The sequence below is a fragment of the Acinetobacter sp. CAU_H_78 genome, assembly GCF_058599365.1.
On the sequence record NZ_CM178652.1, the window covers coordinates 1,191,670 to 1,213,642 of the forward strand.

At 41.9% G+C, this 21,973-nt stretch carries 20 protein-coding genes; 16 read left to right on the forward strand and 4 right to left on the reverse strand.

Going from position 1 to position 21,973, the window contains the following annotated elements; genetic code table 11:
* Nucleotides 1-13: 13 nt before the first annotated feature.
* The 10 genes from ung to AC4MCD_RS05915 all read left to right on the forward strand — a co-directional run bounded on the left by ung (nucleotide 14) and on the right by AC4MCD_RS05915 (nucleotide 7,438).
* Nucleotides 14-727, forward strand: a complete 714-nt coding sequence (ung, locus tag AC4MCD_RS05870) for a uracil-DNA glycosylase (RefSeq protein ID WP_004783992.1) — start codon at nucleotides 14-16, stop codon at nucleotides 725-727.
* Nucleotides 724-1,845 (forward strand): enoyl-CoA hydratase/isomerase family protein, encoded by a 1,122-nt coding sequence (locus AC4MCD_RS05875; protein ID WP_419364915.1) that lies wholly within the window; start codon nucleotides 724-726, stop codon nucleotides 1,843-1,845. Before ung ends, AC4MCD_RS05875 begins: the two co-directional genes overlap by 4 nt.
* 6 nt (nucleotides 1,846-1,851) lie before the next feature.
* Nucleotides 1,852-2,367 (forward strand): tRNA adenosine(34) deaminase TadA, encoded by a 516-nt coding sequence (tadA, locus tag AC4MCD_RS05880; protein WP_491876742.1) that lies wholly within the window; start codon nucleotides 1,852-1,854, stop codon nucleotides 2,365-2,367.
* Between the two features lie 62 nt (nucleotides 2,368-2,429).
* Nucleotides 2,430-2,864, forward strand: coding sequence for an SRPBCC family protein (locus AC4MCD_RS05885; protein WP_004783989.1), 435 nt, complete (start codon nucleotides 2,430-2,432; stop codon nucleotides 2,862-2,864).
* Between the two features lie 14 nt (nucleotides 2,865-2,878).
* Nucleotides 2,879-3,562 (forward strand): (d)CMP kinase, encoded by a 684-nt coding sequence (gene cmk, locus AC4MCD_RS05890; protein ID WP_166139451.1) that lies wholly within the window; start codon nucleotides 2,879-2,881, stop codon nucleotides 3,560-3,562.
* Nucleotides 3,563-3,672: 110 nt separating this feature from the next.
* Nucleotides 3,673-5,349 carry a 30S ribosomal protein S1 gene (gene rpsA / locus AC4MCD_RS05895; RefSeq protein WP_004783987.1) on the forward strand — a complete coding sequence of 559 codons (1,677 nt, stop codon included), beginning with the start codon at nucleotides 3,673-3,675 and terminating at the stop codon, nucleotides 5,347-5,349.
* 164 nt (nucleotides 5,350-5,513) lie between these two features.
* Complete coding sequence (locus AC4MCD_RS05900) at nucleotides 5,514-5,819, forward strand: integration host factor subunit beta (protein ID WP_005097312.1); 306 nt, start codon at nucleotides 5,514-5,516, stop codon at nucleotides 5,817-5,819.
* A gap of 22 nt (nucleotides 5,820-5,841) precedes the next feature.
* Nucleotides 5,842-6,207 (forward strand): lipopolysaccharide assembly protein LapA domain-containing protein, encoded by a 366-nt coding sequence (locus AC4MCD_RS05905; protein WP_005236124.1) that lies wholly within the window; start codon nucleotides 5,842-5,844, stop codon nucleotides 6,205-6,207.
* A 241-nt stretch (nucleotides 6,208-6,448) separates the two neighbouring features.
* Complete coding sequence (gene pyrF, locus AC4MCD_RS05910) at nucleotides 6,449-7,129, forward strand: orotidine-5'-phosphate decarboxylase (RefSeq protein WP_419364909.1); 681 nt, start codon at nucleotides 6,449-6,451, stop codon at nucleotides 7,127-7,129.
* A gap of 87 nt (nucleotides 7,130-7,216) precedes the next feature.
* Entirely contained in the window at nucleotides 7,217-7,438 is a 222-nt protein-coding gene (locus AC4MCD_RS05915) for a hypothetical protein (protein WP_005236122.1), read from the forward strand.
* A 101-nt stretch (nucleotides 7,439-7,539) separates the two neighbouring features.
* On the opposite strand, the gene AC4MCD_RS05920 is transcribed toward AC4MCD_RS05915, so the two are convergent.
* A complete protein-coding gene (locus tag AC4MCD_RS05920; protein WP_419374609.1) occupies nucleotides 7,540-8,448 on the reverse strand; it encodes a LysO family transporter in 909 nt (302 codons plus the stop codon).
* A gap of 65 nt (nucleotides 8,449-8,513) precedes the next feature.
* Nucleotides 8,514-10,010 carry a flavin-containing monooxygenase gene (locus AC4MCD_RS05925; protein ID WP_419364904.1) on the reverse strand — a complete coding sequence of 499 codons (1,497 nt, stop codon included), beginning with the start codon at nucleotides 10,008-10,010 and terminating at the stop codon, nucleotides 8,514-8,516.
* 144 nt (nucleotides 10,011-10,154) lie between these two features.
* Between AC4MCD_RS05925 and AC4MCD_RS05930 the strand changes: the two genes are divergently transcribed.
* From AC4MCD_RS05930 to AC4MCD_RS05950, 5 genes are all read left to right on the forward strand, one after another.
* Nucleotides 10,155-11,162, forward strand: coding sequence for an AraC family transcriptional regulator (locus AC4MCD_RS05930; RefSeq protein WP_312209421.1), 1,008 nt, complete (start codon nucleotides 10,155-10,157; stop codon nucleotides 11,160-11,162).
* Between the two features lie 83 nt (nucleotides 11,163-11,245).
* The gene (zapE, locus tag AC4MCD_RS05935; protein ID WP_166135048.1) at nucleotides 11,246-12,397 is read left to right on the forward strand and encodes a cell division protein ZapE; all 1,152 of its coding nucleotides are present in this window, start codon (nucleotides 11,246-11,248) and stop codon (nucleotides 12,395-12,397) included.
* A 363-nt stretch (nucleotides 12,398-12,760) separates the two neighbouring features.
* Nucleotides 12,761-14,926: a malate synthase G gene (locus AC4MCD_RS05940; protein WP_419364902.1), complete on the forward strand. Its 2,166-nt coding sequence runs from the start codon at nucleotides 12,761-12,763 to the stop codon at nucleotides 14,924-14,926.
* Between the two features lie 466 nt (nucleotides 14,927-15,392).
* The gene (locus AC4MCD_RS05945) at nucleotides 15,393-16,835 is read left to right on the forward strand and encodes an aldehyde dehydrogenase family protein (RefSeq protein WP_419364900.1); all 1,443 of its coding nucleotides are present in this window, start codon (nucleotides 15,393-15,395) and stop codon (nucleotides 16,833-16,835) included.
* A 93-nt stretch (nucleotides 16,836-16,928) separates the two neighbouring features.
* Nucleotides 16,929-17,591 (forward strand): SOS response-associated peptidase family protein, encoded by a 663-nt coding sequence (locus AC4MCD_RS05950; protein WP_159124314.1) that lies wholly within the window; start codon nucleotides 16,929-16,931, stop codon nucleotides 17,589-17,591.
* 83 nt (nucleotides 17,592-17,674) lie between these two features.
* Here AC4MCD_RS05950 and AC4MCD_RS05955 read toward each other — a convergent pair whose 3' ends face one another.
* Complete coding sequence (locus tag AC4MCD_RS05955) at nucleotides 17,675-18,139, reverse strand: MarR family winged helix-turn-helix transcriptional regulator (protein ID WP_179992445.1); 465 nt, start codon at nucleotides 18,137-18,139, stop codon at nucleotides 17,675-17,677.
* A gap of 963 nt (nucleotides 18,140-19,102) precedes the next feature.
* Here AC4MCD_RS05955 and AC4MCD_RS05960 point away from each other — a divergent pair.
* On the forward strand, nucleotides 19,103-20,626 hold the full coding sequence (locus AC4MCD_RS05960) for a TerC family protein (protein ID WP_313483988.1): 1,524 nt from the start codon (nucleotides 19,103-19,105) through the stop codon (nucleotides 20,624-20,626).
* A gap of 476 nt (nucleotides 20,627-21,102) precedes the next feature.
* Here AC4MCD_RS05960 and thiM read toward each other — a convergent pair whose 3' ends face one another.
* Complete coding sequence (gene thiM, locus AC4MCD_RS05965; RefSeq protein WP_419364898.1) at nucleotides 21,103-21,936, reverse strand: hydroxyethylthiazole kinase; 834 nt, start codon at nucleotides 21,934-21,936, stop codon at nucleotides 21,103-21,105.
* Between the last annotated feature and the right edge of the window lie 37 nt (nucleotides 21,937-21,973).

Sequence of the window (21,973 nt, forward strand, 5' to 3'; positions counted from 1 at the left end):
TTAGGATTGAAGCATGTCTTTAAATGAACAGCAAATTGCGAAACTGAATAAAGTTCAGTTAGATGACAGCTGGAAATATGGACTCAGTGAGTTTTTATTGAGTCCAAAAATGGATGCGTTAAAAACGTTTTTAATTGAAGAAAAAAAAGCAGACAAAGTGATTTATCCACCGAATCACCTGATTTTTAATGCTTTGAATACAACGCCATTAGACCGGGTCAAAGTGGTCATTATTGGTCAGGACCCTTATCATGGCCCGAATCAGGCGCATGGTTTAAGCTTCTCGGTGCAAAAAGGGGTTGCATTACCTCCATCTTTACGTAATATTTTTCATGAGTTACACAATGATTTAGGCGTAAAAATCCCTAAACATGGTGATTTAACTCATTGGGCGGAACAGGGTGTACTTCTGCTCAATGCTGTACTGACTGTAGAGGCAGCACAGCCAACTTCACATCAGAAACGTGGCTGGGAAGAATTCACAGATCACGTCATTGATGTATTGAATGAACAGCGTGAACATATCGTTTTTATTCTTTGGGGCGCATACGCACAGCGTAAAGGACAGCGCATTGATCAAAATAAACACCTGGTCTTAAAGGCGGCACATCCTTCGCCTTTGTCAGCAAACCGCGGTGGTTTTTTTGGTTGTAAAGTTTTTTCGAAAACGAATAATTATCTCAAACAACATGGCATTGAGCCTATAGATTGGCAGCTGGACGCATGACTTATTCTCCTGTAACTAAACCTTACCATCCGGACCTGATTGTTGAACAAGCCAACAATGGCTGGCGCATTGTTCGCCTGAATCGTCCAAAATCATTACACGCTTTAGATGAATCTCTTGTCTCTGCACTACTGGAAATTTTTCAGGACTTTCATACAGATGACAGCGTAAAAGCGATCTGGCTGGATTCAACTACACCTAAAGCATTTTGTGCCGGTGGCGATGTGCGTAAGCTGCGTCAGTTAGTAATTAATGATGAAGTGGCAACCGCCAATAAGTTTTTTGAACAGGAATATGCGCTAGATTTATTGCTGCATAACTATGCCAAGCCGGTATTGGTTTGGGGTGAAGGTTATGTGATGGGTGGTGGTTTAGGCCTGTTTATGGCGGCTCCATTCCGTTTGGTGACGCCGTATTCACGTCTGGCCATGCCTGAGATTAATATTGGTTTATATCCAGATGTGGGTGCGACCCGCTTCCTGGCAGACCGTGGAGCGATTGGCCTGTTTACAGGTTTAACGGGTTCCATTATGACTGCTGCGGGTGCTTACGGTATTGGCTGGGCGACTCATATCTGTGATGCACAGCGTGATTCAGTATTAGATAAGGTCGTAAATATAGACTGGGAACATTATCCAGCTGGGGATTTCCGTGCGATTGATGACACCTTGAACAGCATGCACCGTCCGGTAGGCCCGGGTCCTTTGCAAAACTCACTGGATGTAATCCACAGTGTATGTCGTGGCGTAAACTTCGAGCACGATTATGAATCGATTATTGGTTTAAGTGATGCGCGCAGTGACTGGTTGCGTCAGGCCAGCGAAAACCTGCAAAAAGGTTCACCTGCAACCGCTGCTCTAAGCTGGTTATTATGGCAATGGGGTAAACAGGTTCATTCCTGGAATGAAATTTTCGAACTGGAAACCCAGATTTCAAACTGGAAAATCCGTCATCCTGACTTTGTTGAAGGCGTGCGTGCACGTCTGGTCGATAAAGATCTGTCTCCAGAATGGCAAAAAGGGAGTGATTTAAGCCTGAAAGGTATTCTGTCTCAGAATCCACCAGTGACCACCATTGAAAGCTGGAATGAGTTACTCAAGTACTATGGTGTGATTTAAGTCTGAATGTCCGAAACACAATTTACCGATGAATACTGGATGCAGCTTGCTTATGAGCAGGCTGCACTTGCGGCTGAGCAGGGTGAAATTCCTGTAGGAGCTGTGATTGTCAGTCAAAATCAAGTTATTGGCCGTGGCTACAATGCGCCTATTTCTTTAAATGATCCGACTGCCCATGCTGAAATCGTAGCATTACGTGAAGCCTGTCAGAAACTGCAAAACTACCGCCTGCCTGAAGATGCTGTTCTTTATGTCACTTTAGAACCTTGCACCATGTGTGTAGGGGCTTTGGTACATTCGCGTATTTCACGGGTCGTCTTTGGTGCGACTGAGCCCAAAGCAGGTTCTTTGGTGAGTGCACGCAAGCTTTTTGAGACCGGCTACTATAATCATGTATTTCCATTTGACTCGGGCTGTATGCAGCAGCAGTGTGCTGAACAGCTCAGTGCATTTTTTAAGTTGCGTCGTGAACAAAAACGCCAGCTGAAATTGCAAGAAAAATTACTGAATGCTCATAAATAAATTGAATCTAATTCGTTAAACTTTGCTCACTTTAAAATCATTTATTTTCAGGAAAAAGAAAAATGAAAAATGCGATTCAGGTAAAAAAAGAATTCCCAGCAGCGATTGATAAGGTTTTTGAATTGCTGTCTAAACACGATGCTTATAACGTGGCTTTTGCACCAATGCAGGTGGAACGAATCAAGGATTCGGCAGACCCTGAGCGCCCAGATGGTGTGGGTTCTGTGCGTAGCATGGGTTTAGGTCCAGTCAAGCCGCTAAAAGAGCAAATTACCTTGCTAGAGCCGAACTCCCGTATTGAATACAAGATCGTAAAGAATCCTTTGATTAAACATCATTTGGGTATTATTGAGTTTGAAGCATTGGACGATAACAAAAGTCTGGTGACTTATACGATAGAATTGCAGGCACGTCTTCCATTTGTCAGTAAATTAATTCTTGCACAGCTCAAGACAGGGATTAAACTAGGCCTCGCAAAACTTGCAAAATCTGTATAAATAACGGGAAAGTAATGACAGTTCAAATTATTACCATTGATGGTCCAAGCGGATCTGGCAAAGGCACACTGGCTGCAAAACTGGCAGCACATTACCAGTTTCATTTACTGGATTCAGGAGCTTTGTATCGTTTGTTAGGACTGTCATTGCATCACCATAATTTACTCGATGAACTGGATACTAAACTGGCTGAATGCGTACAAATTGCAACAAATTTGGACATCCGGTTTGTCAGTACTGAATCAGGTGTTCAGGTATGGCTGAATGGTGAAGATGTCTCCCAAACTATCCGTACTGAACGGGTCGGTGAGTATGCTTCAAAAGTTGCTGCAATTCCTGAACTTAGAACCGCTTTGGTAGCCCGTCAGCATGCTTTTGCTCAAGCTCCTGGTCTGGTGGCAGATGGCCGCGATATGGCGACCAGTATCTTCCCAGAGGCACAGGCCAAGATTTATTTGACAGCTTCGGCTGAATCCCGTGCGCAAAGACGTGTAAAGCAGTTGCAGGGTATGGGGCTGGATGTTAAAATAAACGACATTTTAGCTAATATCGAAGCGCGGGATAAACGAGATATGGAACGCACTGTCGCTCCGCTCAAACCTGCTGCTGATGCGTACATTATCGATAGTTCAGATTTGAATATCGATGAAGTATTCAAGCTGATGACTACGTATGTGGATCAGCAATTAGCTCAATAACCCTATTATTTCAGCAGACGCATAGCTTGATCAGTTTTATATGGACTATGTAGATGCTTAATTAAACCGGCCTTGTCTGATCCAAGACCGCTGACTTTATCGGATATATCATGACCGAATCTTTTGCAGCCCTCTTTGAAGAAAGCGAATTAAACCTCAACGTTGAAAAGGGTGCAGTCATCCAAGGCGTTGTAGTAAGCATCGACTCTGATTGGGTAACTGTTGACACTGGCCTTAAATCTGAAGGCGTTGTTGACCGTGCTGAGTTCTTAAATGAACAGCGCGAACTTGAAGTTCAAGTTGGCGACACTGTAGACGTAGTTGTTGAAGCACTTGACAACGGTATGGGTCAAACAGTTCTTTCTCGCGAAAAAGCTAAACGCGCTGAGACTTGGACTAAACTTGAAAAAATCTTTGAAGACGGCGAAATCGTTACTGGTGTTATCTCTGGTAAAGTTAAAGGCGGTTTCACTGTTGACATCGGTCCAGTTCGTGCGTTCCTTCCAGGTTCTTTAGTTGATACTCGTCCTATCCGTGATACTACTCACTTGGAAGGTAAAGAGTTAGAATTCAAAGTAATCAAACTTGACGCTAAACGTAACAACGTTGTTGTTTCACGTCGTGCTGTTATGGAAGCTGAATCTTCAGCTGACCGTGAAGCGCTTCTTGCTCAGCTTGAAGAAGGTCAAACAGTTACTGGTACTATCAAAAACCTTACTGACTACGGTGCATTCGTTGACCTTGGCGGTATCGATGGTCTTCTTCATATCACTGATATGGCTTGGAAACGCATCAAGCACCCTTCAGAAGTTGTTGAAGTGGGTCAAGAAGTTACTGTTAAAGTACTTAAATTCGACCGCGAACGTAACCGCGTATCTTTAGGCCTTAAACAATTAGGCGAAGATCCATGGTTAGCGATCATGAGCCGTTACCCTAAAGGTTCTATCGTTAAAGCTCGCGTAACTAACCTGACTGACTACGGCTGTTTCGCAGAAATCGCTGAAGGCGTTGAAGGCTTAGTACACGTTTCAGAAATGGACCACACTAACAAAAACATCCACCCATCTAAAGTAGTTCAGATCGGTGACGAAGTTGATGTTATGGTTCTTGAAGTAGACGAAGAGCGTCGTCGTATTTCTCTTGGTATCAAACAAACTCGTGCTAACCCATGGGAAGAGTTTGCTAAGAACCACGACAAAGGTGAAAAAGTTTCAGGTACTATCAAGTCAATCACTGACTTCGGTATCTTCATCGGTTTACCAGGCGGTATCGATGGTCTAGTTCACTTGTCTGACATCTCTTGGAACGAACAAGGCGAAGAAGCGATTCGTCGTTACAAGAAAGGTGACACTGTTGAAGCAGTTATCCTGTCTGTAGATGCTGAAGGCAACCGTATCAGCCTTGGTATCAAACAATTGAACAGCGATCCGTTCAACGATTTCTTAGCTGCTAACGAACGCGGTGCGCTTGTTAAAGGTACTGTAACTGCAGTTGACGCTAAAGGCGCTACTGTTAAGTTAGCTGATGAAGTTGAAGCAACTCTTAAAGCATCTGAAATCAACCGCGACCGCGTTGAAGATGCAACTAAATTCCTTGAAGTTGGTCAAGAAGTTGAAGCTAAGATTATCAATGTAGATCGTAAATCTCGCTCTATCAACTTGTCTATCAAAGCGAAAGACGAAGCTGAAGAGAAAGAAGCTGTTGCGAATCTGAAAACAGCTGCTGCTGGTCAAGACAATGGTCCTAAAACTATTGGTGACTTGATCAAAGCGCAAATGAATCACTAAGAGTAGATGGTGAATTGTATTGTTAATGTAAGTTAAGTAATACTTTTTACACAAATACTGTAAACGGTAGCGTAGTATTTAATTATTGCGCTACCGTTTTGTATTTAAACAGGTTATTATCGGAAAATAGATCCCGAGTAGCTTGATAATTAAAGAGGTCGCAGATGACTACTGAAGCACTTAATAAGTCTGACTTAATAGAGCGCATCGCGCTAAAGAATCCGCATTTGGCTGAACCTTTAGTGGAAGAAGCAGTTAAAATTATGATTGATCAAATGATTGAAGCTTTATCATCTGATAACCGTATTGAGATTCGCGGGTTTGGCAGCTTTGCATTGCATCATCGTGAGCCTCGTGTGGGTCGTAATCCTAAAACTGGTAAATCTGTTGAAGTTGCAGCAAAAGCTGTTCCACACTTTAAGCCAGGTAAAGCACTTCGTGATGCAGTAAACGAATCTGCAAACAAATAAACAAGATATTTACGGGGTGTTCATGCGTTACGTTCTGGTCATTCTTTTATTGCTCGTCTTTGGCTATTCATTAGCTTTGGTGTTGCAAAACGGTACTGAGGTCTCAGTGGACTTGTTATTTACTCAAGTTCCTGCAATGCGCTTAGGGTTATTGCTCCTTTTGACTCTTTCCTTAGGAATAGTGGTTGGCTTGTTACTCGGTGTGCAGGTTTTCCGCGTTTTTCAGAGCAATTGGGAAATTAAGCGACTACGTAAAGATATTGAGCATCTACGTAAGGAACAGTTGAATACTGCAAAGATGATGGCAGCAGAAGCGGCGGCTCATACACGACATGAGAAAACAGTATTAGATATTAATTCTAATGACAGGCCATCGGCACCGCTTTAAACGAAAATGAGAAGTCGAAGTAATCTATCGAATTTTTACTTCGCCTGTTTTGATTAAACGCCTTTTAGCTTAGCTTCTAAGGCGTTTTTTATTGCTAAATTATATTTAGAAGAAATATATAAAAATTATATAAATAAATGACTTAATTTGAATCAAAAAATCATTTTTGCGAAAATATTCTTGGTTGTTATAGGGCTAATCCGTATAATGGTTTAATTTTGTCAATTTGAAGGGTCTTCTCATGAGTATCATCGTTGCACTGGATGCTAAAAGTCAATTTGATGCCTTAACGATTGCAGAGCAGCTCGATCCTGCCTTATGCCGAGTAAAGGTGGGCAAAGAGTTATTTACTCATGAAGGTCCTATCATTGTAAAAGCACTTCAGGACAAAGGTTTTGACGTGTTTCTAGATCTGAAGTTCCATGATATTCCGAATACCACTGCACAAGCGGTATGTGCCGCGGCAGACTTGGGGGTGTGGATGGTCAATGTCCACGCTTCAGGTGGTCGTAAAATGATGGAGACCTGCGTTGAGCGTTTAAAAGCAGGTAACTATAAGACTCAACTCATTGCGGTAACTGTGCTGACTTCAATGGGACGTGAAGACCTGAAAGATATTGGCTTGGATATCGAGCCTAATGAACATGTAAAACATCTGGCTCAACTGAGTAAAGACAGTGGCCTAGATGGGGTGGTCTGTTCCGCACAAGAAGCGAAAATGCTGCGTGAAACTATTGGACAAGACTTTGCACTAGTCACTCCTGGGATCCGCCCTGAAGGTTCAAATGCAGACGATCAAAAACGTATTGTGACACCAAAACAGGCAATGCTGGATGGATCAACACATCTGGTGATTGGTCGACCAATTACAAAGTCGGAAAATCCTCGTCAAACCTTAAAAGATATTCTGGCAACATTGTAATTTCTACTACCCGATAAAAAGCCTTTCATATGAACGGCTTTTTTTATACATTGAGAAAAGCTGTATAAAAATAAAAAGGAATTTCAAATGAGAATAATAAAGACACCAGAACAAAAAATGCTAGAACAAAGGCTGGAGATGGAAAAAATAGCAGATCAATTCGAACAGCAGGAAAAATACAAACAACAGGCACAGTCGGGTTCATGGGACTGGATGTCAGGCCTTGATAGCATAGATATTGTAGAACTCGCTTCAGAAATGATGGAGACAGTAGGGGATTCATTGAGTAGGGTTGATTTGAATTTTTAATATTCCTCAGTTTATTTTTATTTCTAATTAAACCCCCTAAATCCCCCTTTATGAAAGGGGGACTTCTCCTCCCTTTTTAAAAGGGAGGTCGGGAGGGATTTTTAAATTACCGCCAACACACTTACCGCTACTGGCGCCAATACAGATAAAATAAAACCGCTCACCATGGCATGTGGAATAAAATCATTGCCACAGGCCTGTTTGACCATGGGTAAAGTCACATCCATCGCAGTCGCACCTGCAGCAGAAATTGCTGATCTTGGGTAACGCCAGCCGGCACAATACATCAGTAAAATCGCAAAAATTTCCCGAAACAGGTCATTCATCAGGGCAATACTGCCGAGTTCCGCATTTCTTAGTTCTGTAACGACAACACCCGACATTGAATAAAAACCATAACCTTGTGACAGCATAATCAGGTCTTTTAAATGAATATCCGGATTCCAGAAAGAATAGGCAATTGCTGCCACGCATGAACCAGCAATACAACCTGTTGGGACCAGCAGGATTTTCCAGTTCAACCATGAGCGATCAAGTGGTGAGTAGGCAAGATCCAGTCCAATCAGAAACATAAAGACCAGTAATAAATGCCAGGTGCTGATCTGAACAGAAAGACCCATTTGAGTGAAACTATAATGCAGCAAGTACCCAGCAGCTAAGGCGAAGAATGCATAACTGATATTAATCAGTGATTTAATCACTAGCTCAGTGGAGACTCGTCCAGAAGAAGGTTGAAAATCTGCCCATTTAAATAGCAGATAACAACAGCTAAATGCCCCAATAGAGGTGAGAAAAGCAATTGTAATAGAGGTATTTAGAATCTGGGCAGGGTGAGGTAATTCCGTCAGAAGCCCAGAAAACTCAAAAGCAATAGCGACCAGTAAGATATAACTAAAATATGGTAGAACCTTAAAGCATATTTTCGTGAGTGAAGCAGGAAGCCGTTTTGCAAAAACAAAACCAAGCGCTAAACAGACCAGAAGCTGGGATACTAACCAAAGCGATTGCATAATAAAAAAGTATGATAAATCAGTCTTTATTATGCCATCGCTAGCCCTATGAATGTGAAGGGCTTTTAACTGGCTTTATTTAAAAAATAATAATCTGCTGTATTAAGGGTTTTGGTTTTGAGCCAGTATTTCCAGGTATAAGTGGGCCACAAGGCAAAATTTTTCCCGCCTTCCTGCTGATACCAGCTAACGCAGCCAGATTGCCAGACCGTATTGTCTAGCATATGTTGGACATCCTGGTTGAATTTTTCCTGTACCTGATCTTTGACCACAATCGCATCACTATGTGATTGATCCACTAGGGCGATCATTTGCAGGATATAACTTACTTGGGCTTCAATCATAAAAAGCACTGAGTTATGTGCCAGCACAGTATTCGGTCCTAATAGCTGAAACAGATTCGGAAAACCTTTAACACAGATCCCATAATAGCTTTCGGCACCATCTTTCCAGACATCATTCAAGTGAATGCCATTCAGGCCAGTGCAATCGAAATTTTTCAGATAAATTCTTGGATCGGTAATAAATCCGGTACCGTAGATCAGGCAGTCGATCGAACGTTCTTTACCATCTACAGTAATAATACTGTTTTCGGTCACTTCACGAATACCTTCAGTCACCAGTTCCACATTTTTACGGTTAAAGGTAGGGAAATATTGGTTAGACACCAGAATCCGTTTGCAGCCCATGATGTAATCTGGGGTCAATTTCTTGGCAGTTTCCTTGTCCTTGACCTGATAGCGAATATAAGCTTCAGCCAGTTTCTGGGCATATTTCATAACAGCTGGTTTAACGATAGGCACCACACGCGATTCATTAGACCAGTACAGCCGAATACGGTGTAACTTGCGGAACCATTCATATTTGGAAAACAGCTTTTTTTCCAGGTCATGATATAGGCGTTCATCTCGTGGAATGACCCAAGCCGCAGTACGCTGCAAGACATATAACTGTTTGCATTCGGGTGCAATTTCAGGGATATATTGAATTGCACTGCCACCAGTCCCAATCGATGCGACATTTTTCCCCTTGAGATCATAATGATGATCCCAGTGAGAAGAGTGAAAGATTTTACCCTTAAATTTTTCAATGCCCGCAATATGGGGAATTTGAGGAACATGTAAAGGGCCAGAGGCAAATACTACAAACTGAGCTTCCAGAATGCTTTGATCATGCAGATGGATCTGCCATAAGCATCGGTCTTGCTGATAATGAATCCCGAGTACTTCAGTATTGAGCCGAGCAAAAGCCCGAAGATTATAATCACTGACTAAATCTTGAATATAGCTGAAAATTTCTGGTGCTTCGGCATAGCGTTTTGACCAGTCAGTTTTGGGTGCAAAGGAAAGGGAATACATATGTGATTGCACATCACAGGCCGCTCCAGGATACTGATTATCGCGCCAGGTTCCACCAAAATCGCTATCTTTTTCTAAAATAATAAAATCATGGATACCTTGCTGCTGTAAACGTATTGCCATCGCTATCCCGCCAAAACCGGCACCGATAATGGCCACTTTGGTATAAGGATGATTATGGGTAAGGCTTGTATTGTCCAGCATCTTTGCATTCCTTGCTTATTTTAATAATGGATAATTATCTTGATTTATTAACTAGCTATTAGATATAAAATTGATCTAAACGGCAATAGCCGATTGCTTATTTTTATAGTACAACTAGAGCTATCACATTGTATTTGTATGGTTATGAAACGTTCTGTTCTCAGTCTGATGTATCTGATCCAGGGCATGCGCAAGGCTGGCATAGAGGTCGATCAAAAACTGCAAAATATCGGCTTGCGTGTTGATGCGCTTGATCCGACTTCAATTATTCACCCAAGCGTGGAATATGATGTGCTCAAAGTAGTGGGTCAGGATATCCAGCCAGAACAGGGTTTATTGATCGGCCAGCATTATGCATTGGCAGGTTATGGGCCTTTGCTGATGTTACTGGTGACCAGTCCAACCGTACGGGATGCAATGCATCAGGTAATTCGTTTTCAGCAATTGACGCATCTTACCGGTCAGTTGGGACTAGAGCAAAGTGAGTACCGCAGTGCGCTTTGCTATTATCCCAAGAAAACGGAAGATCATCTGGGAATGCTGGTCGCGCAAGCTGAGATTTCAGGTACATTCAAGTTCATTCGCGATATTTACAAGATGATGGGCCTGTCCAAGCCTGACCTGCAGATTGAACTGCCTTTCGCCGCTCCGGAACAACCTGCTACCCAGAAAATCTATCATGATTATTATGGAACACAGGTACAGTTTGGTGCTGCAAGAGCTGCATTCTGGTTTGATGAGGCTATTTTGGATATCCGGATTCCTTCAGCAGATGCGGAGACCTTTGCAGTCTATGAAGCAAAGTGTCTGGCTGAACTGGAACGTCTGGCGGAAGATGCTGATGTCCCGACTGTGGTACAGCGAGTACAGGATTATCTTGAGCTGCAAACCGGTTTGATGCCGAGTATGGCTGAAACGGCTCAGGCTCTGAATATTCCAGAACGTACTTTACGCCATCAATTACAGCAGTTCGATACCAGTTATAAACAGATTCGCGAAGAGATTATTAAAGATAAAGCTTTGCGACTCATTGAATATAAACAGTATTCGATTGAAATGATTGCAGAGTTATTGGGTTATTCCGAACCGGCTGCTTTTAACCATGCCTTTAAGCGCTGGTTTGGGCAAAGTCCTCGGCAATATATAAAATAGCCTAAGTTAGTTAATGCCAAAGTGTTATAGTGTGCGTTCTAAACTCCGCTATAATTAAACAGATCCTGAATAGTACGAAACCTATGTCCGATTTTAATTCACAGCACAGCACCGCTTTTAGTCCGATCTCTCCTGCAGAACGTTATGCACAGGCTTTGTCTTCAGGACAGTTTATGCCTGATGATGCACAGGCCATGGCAGTACATGAGCTGAATCGTACCTGGCTGGAATTAATTCAGCGTTTTAAAGCTTCTAAGAAGGCCTTTCGCCGTTTCCGTCGTCAGACTTCGCCAAAAGGTGTATACATGTGGGGTGGAGTAGGTCGTGGAAAGACCTGGCTCATGGATCAGTTTTATGAGTCGATTCCATTTCGCCGTAAAACCCGTATGCACTTTCACCACTTTATGCAGCATGTGCATCGTGAGTTAAACAAGCTTTCAGGCCAGCGCAATCCGCTGGATCTGGTAGCGGATCAGATTTATAAAGATGCTGTGGTGATCTGTTTTGATGAATTCTTTGTATCTAACGTGACAGATGCCATGATTCTGAGTGATCTGTTCCAGAAGCTGTTTGAACGTGGCATTACGCTAGTAGCGACTTCGAATATTGCACCGGATGGTTTATATAAAAACGGGATTCATCGTGACCGTTTTTTACCAACCATTGAAATGGTTAAGAAAAACTGTGTCATTCTGAATGTAGATGCCGGTGTGGATTACCGTTTACGTGTCTTAAAGCAGGCGCAGTTATTCAAGTATCCATTAACGCACGACAATAAAAACTGGTTGGCACATCGCTATACTGCACTGACTCAAACCCAAACCTCCTCTCAAGAGCCAATTATCATCAATAACCGTATTGTTGAAACTGTGGCACATACTGAAGATGTCTTGTGGTGTGAGTTCTCTGAACTGTGTCTAAAACCGCGTAGTCCAGCTGACTTTATTGAAATTGCGAATATTTACAATACAGTATTGGTCAGTAATGTGCCGCATTTAACCGATTTTCTGAATGATGCCACACGCCGTTTCATTTATCTGGTTGATGAATTTTATGACCGTGGAGTCAAATTATTGCTGACTTCAGAAGATAATATCGTTGATCTTTATAAAGGTGAGCGACTGGCTTTTGAAATTGAACGGACCCGTTCACGTTTGCTAGAGATGCAGTCAGATGAATATCTGCATTCTGAACATCGCCAGATCGAGAAAATAGCTTCAAGCGAGCCTGAATAAATACAACAAGCGCTGGTCATGACCGGCGCTTTTTTATGCATTTCATTGCGTCAAAGATCGACAAGCTCAGCCAAACATGGCTTAATCTTGATCTAAATATGACCTTGTATAAAAAGAACGGACAACTTTTATTCAAAAATCTGAACTTAAGTCTAATTTCTACATTTCAAAAACTTTATACACTGTCATGAGGGTATTTAGCAGGATGATATTGCATCGTGTGAGACATCATTTAATAAGGATATGAGGGTATTCTTATTGGAAAAATGCTCATTATTTTGCGGTGTGATAGTACTATTCAGCTAGATTTTAATCGGTATACTAGAATCTCTTGTATAAAAAGTAGCAATATCAGGAAAGACAATGACTGCACGTATTCAAAAAGGCAAGTTAGCGATTGCTAAAGAACTTTACGATTTTATCGAAAATGAAGCACTACCAGGTTCTGGTTTGGACAGCGAAACATACTGGAAGAACTTTGAACAAGTCGTTGTTGATCTTAGCCCTAAAAACAAAGCACTTTTGGCTAAGCGTGATGATATTCAAGCTAAAATTGATGAATGGCATCGCAATAACACATTTGAATTACAAGCTTACAAAGCTTTCTTGACTGAAATTGGCTACTTATTACCAGAAGTAGAAGATTTCCAGATCAGCACTGAAAATGTAGACGAAGAGATTGCACTATTGGCTGGCCCACAGCTGGTAGTTCCAGTACGTAATGCACGTTACTGCCTGAACGCAGCGAATGCACGCTGGGGTTCTTTATACGACGCTTTATACGGCTTCGACGTGATCTCTGAAGAAGATGGTGCTGAAAAAGGTAAAGGCTATAACCCGAAACGTGGTGAAAAAGTTATCGCATTCGCGAAAAACTTCTTAAATGAAACATTCCCGCTGGCACAAGGTTCACATGCTGATGCAACCAAATATGCAGTTGAAGGTAATGCACTGGTTGTAACGCTGAAAGACGGCTCTACCACAACTGTTGCAGATAGCTCTAAATTCGTTGGTTACAATGGCGAAGCTTCTGCACCAACTGAAATCGTACTGAAAAATAACGGCCTGCACGCGATCATCCAGATTGATGCAAACAGCCCAATTGGACAGACAGATGCAGCAGGTGTAAAAGACGTTGTGCTTGAAGCGGCTGTAACAACGATTCAGGACTTGGAAGACTCTGTTGCAGCAGTTGATGCTGAAGAAAAAGTCGAAGGCTACCGTAACTGGTTAGGCTTGATGAAAGGTACGCTTGAAGAGTCTATCGAAAAAAATGGCAAGACCATTACCCGTAAACTCAATGCTGACCGCACCTTCAAAAATGTTGAAGGTGGTGAGACCAAGGTTCATGGCCGTTCATTGATGCTGCTTCGTAACGTTGGTCACTTGATGACAAATCCGGCGATCCTTGTAGATGGCGAAGAGATTTACGAAGGCATCATGGATGCATTGGTAACTCCATTGCTTTCTGTAGCTGATATCCGTGGTGAGAACACGATCAAGAACTCACGCAAAGGTTCGATGTACATCGTTAAGCCAAAAATGCACGGTCCAGAAGAAGTTGCATTTGCGGTTGAGCTGTTTGAACGTGCTGAACAAGCGCTTGGCTTACCTGAGAAAACCCTGAAAATCGGTATCATGGATGAAGAGCGTCGTACTTCGGTTAATCTGAAAAACTGTATTGCTCAGGCGAAAGACCGTACCATCTTCATTAACACCGGTTTCATGGATCGTACAGGTGATGAAATCCATACCTTCATGGAAGCAGGTCCGTTCGTTCGTAAAGGCGAAATCAAAGGCCAAAAATGGTTCCCAGCTTACGAAAACCGCAACGTGATGGTAGGTCTGCAAACAGGTCTACGTGGTAAAGCACAGATCGGTAAAGGCATGTGGCCAAAACCAGACATGCTGTTAGACATGTACAAAACCAAGACTGAACATCCAGAAGCAGGTGCAAGCTGTGCATGGGTTCCATCTCCAACAGGTGCAGTGATTCACGCAATTCACTACCACCAAATTAACGTGGCAAACCGTCAGCAAGAATTGCTTGCAACTGAAGCATTGCCTTTAGATGATCTGTTAACACCACCTCTTGCGACTGATACAAACTGGTCTGAAGAAGAGAAACTGAAAGAACTAGAAAATAACTGTCAAGGTATCTTGGGTTATGTTGTTCGTTGGGTTGATCTGGGTGTAGGTTGTTCTAAAGTTCCAGACATCAATGATGTGGGCTTGATGGAAGACCGTGCAACTTTACGTATTTCTTCTCAGCACGTTGCAAACTGGTTACGTCACGGGATCGTAACGCGTGAACAGGTTGAAGAAGTAATGCAACGCATGGCGAAAATCGTGGATGAGCAAAATGCCAATGATCCACTGTACAAGCCAATGGCTGCTGACTTTGACAATAGCATTGCATTCCAGGCTGCTTCTGACCTGATCTTCAAAGGTGGTGAACAGCCATCAGGTTATACAGAGCCGCTTCTACATGCAGCGCGTTTAAAGCTTAAAGGTTATACAGGTGACTAATCCTGTAACTTGAAAAAAAAGCCTCTTCGGGGGCTTTTTTTTATTGCTCTAAAATAAGATCTAAGGTTAAAAATGTATTTTTGGAATGTAAACTAACTGACTGAACACCTAAAACAGAGTAAGGTTAAGGGAGAAAACTTTAATAATAATTATCTGTTAAACAGTAGCTTTATATTTGCAAATCGCTATTCCTATGAGTGTTTACAGCTCCTCATGCTGGGTAGTTGTAGATCTTTGGATAGTGTATTTAAGACTCAGTTTAATTCACAATTTTTAATTTCTAAGAATCGTATTTTGGCTGATGTACTGGAAGATTTAAACTGCGATAAAAGAGAATCATGCATCAGTAAGTTCCACTTACTTATAAAGCTAAAGATAAAAGCGTAACAATTCGTCGCTGTCACTTCCATCCTGAAATGGCTCTGCTAAAGTAAAAGCAAATCAATAAATTGCAGGGAAGAACAGCATGGCATATCAAAATTTGGATCAGCAGTTTATTGCGGGTCAGTGGCAACCCGGCCGTTCCCAGAAAATGATTCAGAATTTGAATCCCTACACCCAGGATACGATCTTTACTTTGCAGGCGGCCAGTACTGCAGATGTTGATGCGGCTTATGCGGCAGCTGATAAAGCCTTTCAGCAGGGTGCTATTAAATCAGTAGAGTTAAGACAGCAAATCCTGCAAAAACTACAACATGTGATTCAGGTACGCCAAGATGAAATTATTGACTGGTTAATTCTTGAGTCTGGAAGTACCCGTTTTAAAGCGGGTCTGGAAGTTGGCGCTGCTTTATCCATTATTCAGGAAAGTCAGAAATTTCCGGAGCAGATCAAGACTGAACAGCTGGAGAGCAAAGATCCCCAACGTAAAAGTCTAGTACTGCGTAAACCCTTGGGTGTGATTGGTGTCATTAGCCCATGGAATTTTCCATTTCATTTATCCATGCGTTCGGTAGCAACAGCGATTGCCTGTGGAAATAGTGTGGTACTCAAGCCAGCAAGTGATACGCCAGTGACAGGTGGAACCTTATTAGGAAAGCTGTTTGAAGAAGCTGGCTTACCTGCAGGTGTGCTCAATGTGGTATCAGGTGCAGGCAGTGAAATTGGTGACTATTTTGTCGAACATCCGATTCCAAAAATGATCTCATTCACGGGTTCTACAGAAGTCGGACAGAATGTAGGAAGCAAAGCCTTAGCCAGCCCTCGAATTAAACGTCTGGCGCTGGAACTGGGCGGAAATGCGCCACTGGTGATTCTGGATGATGCTGATCTTGATCTGGCAGTAGAACTGACAATCATGGGGCGCTTTATGCATCAGGGGCAAATCTGTATGAGCACCAATCGGGTCATTGTCGATGCGTCTATTCATGATGCCTATGTGGAAAAACTTTTAGAGCGAGTGAAAACTGTTGCTGTGGGTGATCCAAATCTAGAAGAGACCATCATTGGGCCGATCATCAATCAAAGTCAGATCAAAAAACATCAGCAGATTATTCAAAGTGCAAAAGAGCAGGGTGCAGAGCTGGTATACGAAGGGGGGATAGAAGGTAATCTGGTCTATCCACATATCTTTACTGGGGTAGCACCTGAATCTCCACTGGCTCAGGAAGAAAGTTTTGGACCGATTCTGCCAGTACTGAAAGCTCGTGATGAAGCACATGCCTTAAAGCTGGCCAATGATACCCGTTTTGGCTTATCCAGTGCGGTTTGTACCTCGAATATTGAACGTGGTATCAGTTTTACAGAACAGCTGGATATCGGTATGACTCATATCAATGGTATTAGTGTGGCAGATCAGGCTAATGCTCCGTTTGGGGGAGAGAAAAACTCTGGGCTTGGGCGTTTTAATGGACGCTGGATTTTTGAGGAATTCACCCGTACTCACTGGCTGACTGTACCCAGTGAATAATATTAAATGATAGAAACTTATCCATAATCCATACAGGTTTAAGCTTGGCATCAAGCTATAATCAGAACATCAAGTGATCTGTCTGATTTAAGCATGTGTGCCAACTTTAAGCCTTTAACTTCACAGCAAATACATGATCTGGGCTTGCCGGAAATTCCCTTTGAATATCCGGAAGAAGTCTATCCGAATTATGCTACCCCCTTGTTATTTCAATCTGATCAAGGTCTGGAATGGCGCTCGGTTAACTTTGGCTTTATTCCCAAATGGGCAGAGGATAAAACGATTGGGACAAAAACCTACAATGCCAGAAATGAAACTTTGCTGCAAAAACCAACCTTTGCAGAAGCGACAGTCAAATGCAAGTTTGGGGTGATTCCCGTCTCGGAATTTTATGAGTCAAAGTATTTTGATAATAAACCACAGCGCTGGGGCGTCAGACGCAAGGATGGAAAAGCGACCTTTATTGCGGCACTCTATGAAATTGCACGGGTGCAGGATGAAATTGTACGTTCGGCCAGTATGATTACGATGGATGCAATAGACCATCCCATGATGAAAGAGTTTCATGAGCCGGGAAATATTAAACGTTCAGTCATTGTGATTCCGCATGAACGTTTACATGAATGGCTGAATCTCACACAACCAGATATTCGCAGCTTTGTACAGGGATTTCCAGTAGAGGAGTTCGAATGTTCACATGTACCAAAAGAAAGAATCAAAAAAGCCAGTCCACAGCTGAACTTTTTTGATTCCTAAAACCTAGAAAGCAATGGCGGATCGTTAATTATTATAAAAGGTGTTATTGATCTCGCCAGCTAAATTCAAAATTGAAAAAATACTTAACGGGCCAAGTTTTTAAAGATATGGCGTAAGCTTTCCATAGTTTTTTCAATTTGTAATGGGGTTAGCCCTTCAAATGACTGTTCCAGTACAACATTGGTCAGGTCATTAATTTTATGTGTCATTTCCATTCCTTTTTCAGTCAGCACGACACGGGTAATACGAGCATCGTCTTCACAGGAATAGGTTTCAACCAGACCTTCATCTTTTAAGCGATAAACAATCTTGGTGGTTGTCGACATTTTAGATACGACCATTTCTGACAGATCAGAAACGCTGGCATGTGGTTTGGCTTTAAGAGCAAGCAAGATACGGCGACGTGAATTATCGACACCATATTTTTTAAGTGCATGATCTACATTTAGGACATATTGGGCATGAACTTGAGTCACCCAGTAGTATGGAAAGTTTTCTAAATTAAAGTCTTCTGCACAAGGTAAAAATTTTGCATATTTTTTAGTCATGAAATGTTCCTTTTATTTATTTTTCTAGGGCACTGACATTTTATGTAAAAGTTTATACATGTTTCAACCTTTATTTTTAAAATGTTAACGAGATTGCATTTGTTAGATCTTCTTAACATCAAAAAAATCAGGTGATTTACATGTTGTAGATCAATCGGGGGCAAATTGTAACTCTCTTTATCCAGATGAATGGCATTGATATGACATGCAAATCTTAAGGCTCCAGATTAGGTTTAGAGTCTGAATAAAAACTGGATTGGCAAACCATATGGATAAATGGCCGACCTGCGCATATCTTACTTTTGGTGAGTATGCGGAAATACAATTCAAAATCGATGCTGTTTAAATGAATGCTCTGATACATTTTTTAATCTGTAGCACGATGCAGATTCGGATTTCTCAAATCTGATCGAAAGCTAGAGCGAGTACATTTAAATTGGTCACTCATCGAATAAAACCGTTTTGGATGAGAAACTTATGCATCTTTTTGATCCCACGACTAACTATTTATAACGTGTATGAACTATTTTAATAAAAAAATCCATATTTAAAATATGTCTTTAGATAAGTGGATTTAATCGGTGTAGCAGGATAGTGGATGATTCAATATTTTATGATGCATGAATAGATACGAATATTAAGAGAAACAGTAATTTATATCTCAGGCTTCTATCAGATAGATTTAATGCGCTTAGGGTCAAAAAGAAGCCTAAATTTTCTTTAATTTGTAATGAGTTATGTAGAATATAACAGATTCAGGCCAATGATTTGAAAATTAAAAGATTTTAGAATAAGGAGAGGCAAAGCGGTGCAACAGTTTTTCATAAATTTTATTGTTCAAAAATCATAAGTTTATGCATAATGGATGCATCTTAAGTCGAAAAGGTTAAATTAAATGGATCCCTCGCCGTGCGTTGATCTTCCATATTCGTTGCTTACATACTCAAACGGGATGGTGTTCTAATGGAATTTTTATTAGATCCCGGAATTTGGGTTGGTTTAATTACTCTTATTATTCTCGAAATCGTTTTAGGTATTGATAACCTAGTCTTTATTGCTATTCTGGCTGAGAAACTTCCTCCTGAACAGCGTGATAAGGCCCGCGTGATCGGTCTATCCTTAGCCTTACTGATGCGTTTAGGTCTGCTGTTTGCGATCTCTTGGTTAGTCACCTTGACTCAACCGCTTATTCAATTATTTAACTGGACTTTCTCCGGACGGGATTTGATTCTGCTCTTTGGTGGTTTATTCCTGCTCTATAAAGCCGTTACCGAACTTCATGAAAAAATTGAAGGCAAGCCTGAAATACAGGTCACGACCAAGGTGGCATATGCGGGCTTTACGGCAGTTGTGGCTCAGATTGTCATCCTGGATGCCGTATTTTCACTGGACTCGGTAATTACCGCCGTAGGTATGGTCGATAATATCTATGTCATGATGGCAGCCATGATTATCGCGATGGCCGTGATGTTATTGGCGTCTAAACCATTGACTAACTTTGTAAATCGTCATCCTACGGTCGTGATTCTGTGTTTGAGCTTCCTGTTACTGATCGGGATCAGCCTGATGGCAGAAGGTTTCGGTTTCCATATTCCGAAAGGCTACATCTATTCTGGTATTGGCGTTGCTATTGCAGTTGAAGCCTTTAACCAGTTTAGTCAGCGCAATGCTGCGAAACATGAAGCCAAGATTCCGCTGCGTCATCGTACCGCCAACAGTATTCTCCAACTGATGGGTGCCAAGCTGGAAACTACCAGTACTACTCAGCATGAGGCGCAGGAAACCTTTGCGGATGAAGAACGCTATATGATTGGCGGAGTATTGACCTTGGCAGAGCGTTCTGTAGCATCGATCATGACCCCACGAAGCCAGATTTCCTGGGTCGATCTGGAGGATAGTCCGGAACAGATTCGTGAAAAAATCCTGTCTGTACCCCACAGCCTGTTTCCGGTTTGCCGGGGCAGTCTGGATAAGGTGATTACCATCGTCCGTGCTAAAGAACTGTTAGATGTACTGGATGAACCGGAAGAATTAAAAGCTTTGATCAAGCGTCATCGTCCTATCTATATCTTTGAAAGAATGAAGGTGATTGACGCGATTAATACCTTGCGTACATCAAAAGGCTCTCTGGTGCTGGTGAGCGATGAATTTGGTCATGTACAAGGTCTGATTTCACCGCTAGATGTGTTTGAGGCAATTGCCGGTGAATTCCCGGATGCCGATGAGCAGCTGGATCTGGTCAAAGTTGATGATACACACTGGATTGCGTCCGGTATGCTGGACCTGTATCAGTTAGAACTTGAGCTCGGTATGCTGGATCTGATTGATGAAGATGCAGGCTATATCAGTGTTGCCGGTCTGATTCTGGATAAAACCAATAGTGTGGTCGAGGTAGGCACTGAACTGAACTACCAAGGTGTTCAATTCAAGGTAATGGAAATCGAAAATAACCGGATTAAATCGGTGAGTATCCATTATCAGGGTTAATCGCCTGTCTTTGTTATTTTTTTGAGTCAGTTGCTTAAGGGCAACTGACTTTTTTATTGAATATTATTTATGACTTAGATATTAATGCTCACCTAAGCTTATTCTTCAGGCCAAATGGAGTATTGAATATTTCAGAAGCCAAGAATGCGTAATAGGTTTTACTGGTTTAGAAGTAAGAAATCTTAATGAAGTATCAAATTCCAGACATGCTGTATTTAGAATTATTAAGCAAATTTAAATAAAGTTTAAAAATAAGTGTGAATTTGACTAAGTGGTAAAATATATATTTCACGTAATTTTGAAAGATTTTAGACAAATTCGAGATACAAAAGCTCATCCAAAGCTTACACAATACTCAGCTTGAGCGCTTGAAAAATTATTTTTGCCAGATTGGGCTGACTTTAATTATCTAAAAAATAAGTTGAATAGTGTAATAGGGTGTTCTATGTGTTCATTATAAAACACCCGACTGATGCTTAATCCGCCAAAATCCGAAAGTCTGCATATTGACGGATCGTTTCTATATTCAATTGATGGATCTCATCGGTAAATGCAGCATTAAACTGGCCTAAGGTCGGTGCTTTGGCAAAAGCCAATTGACCGGCGATTGCAAAATGAACATGAGCAGAGAGCGCTGCGATCGCAGGAGAACTTACTGCACTATACGCTGCAATCAGTGCGCCTAGGGCACATCCAGTTGCTGTGACGCGCGGCTGTAAATATGAACCGCCTAAAACCTGAATCACCGGATAATCTCTGGAAATAATGTAATCAGACTCACCTGAAATAGCGATACATTCACATTGTTCCAGTAAGGACTGCGCCTGTAGATAGACTTCCGAGCTATCTACAGTGCTATTGACGCCTTTGGACTCGATATTCTTTCCAGCAAAAGCACCAATTTCTGAAGCATTCCCCCGTAAAATTGTGGGTTGATAGGTCATGAGCTGATCCACAACACTTGAACGCCAATGCAGTACATTTCCATAACCGACAGGATCTAGTACCCATGGCTTTTGAATGCTGTGTGCTGTTTTCGCAGCAATCTGCATCGCCTCGACCTGTTCGGTAGTCGGTGTTCCTAGATTTAAACTGAGTGCCCCGGCAATTTTGACAAAGCTCTCTGCTTCAAAAGGATTATCAATCATGGCGGGTGAAGCATTCGCAGCCAGCAAGATATTGGCCACATAGTTGCTGGCCACCGCATTGGTCATCACATGCACCAAGGGTTGCTGCGCTTGAAGCAATGACCAGGCTTCACAGATCTGATCGAGAAGAGTGTTTTGTAATTGTTGCACGGAAGTATTCATCATCATGATCTTTCAAATATGAATAGGGCTGCTAAAT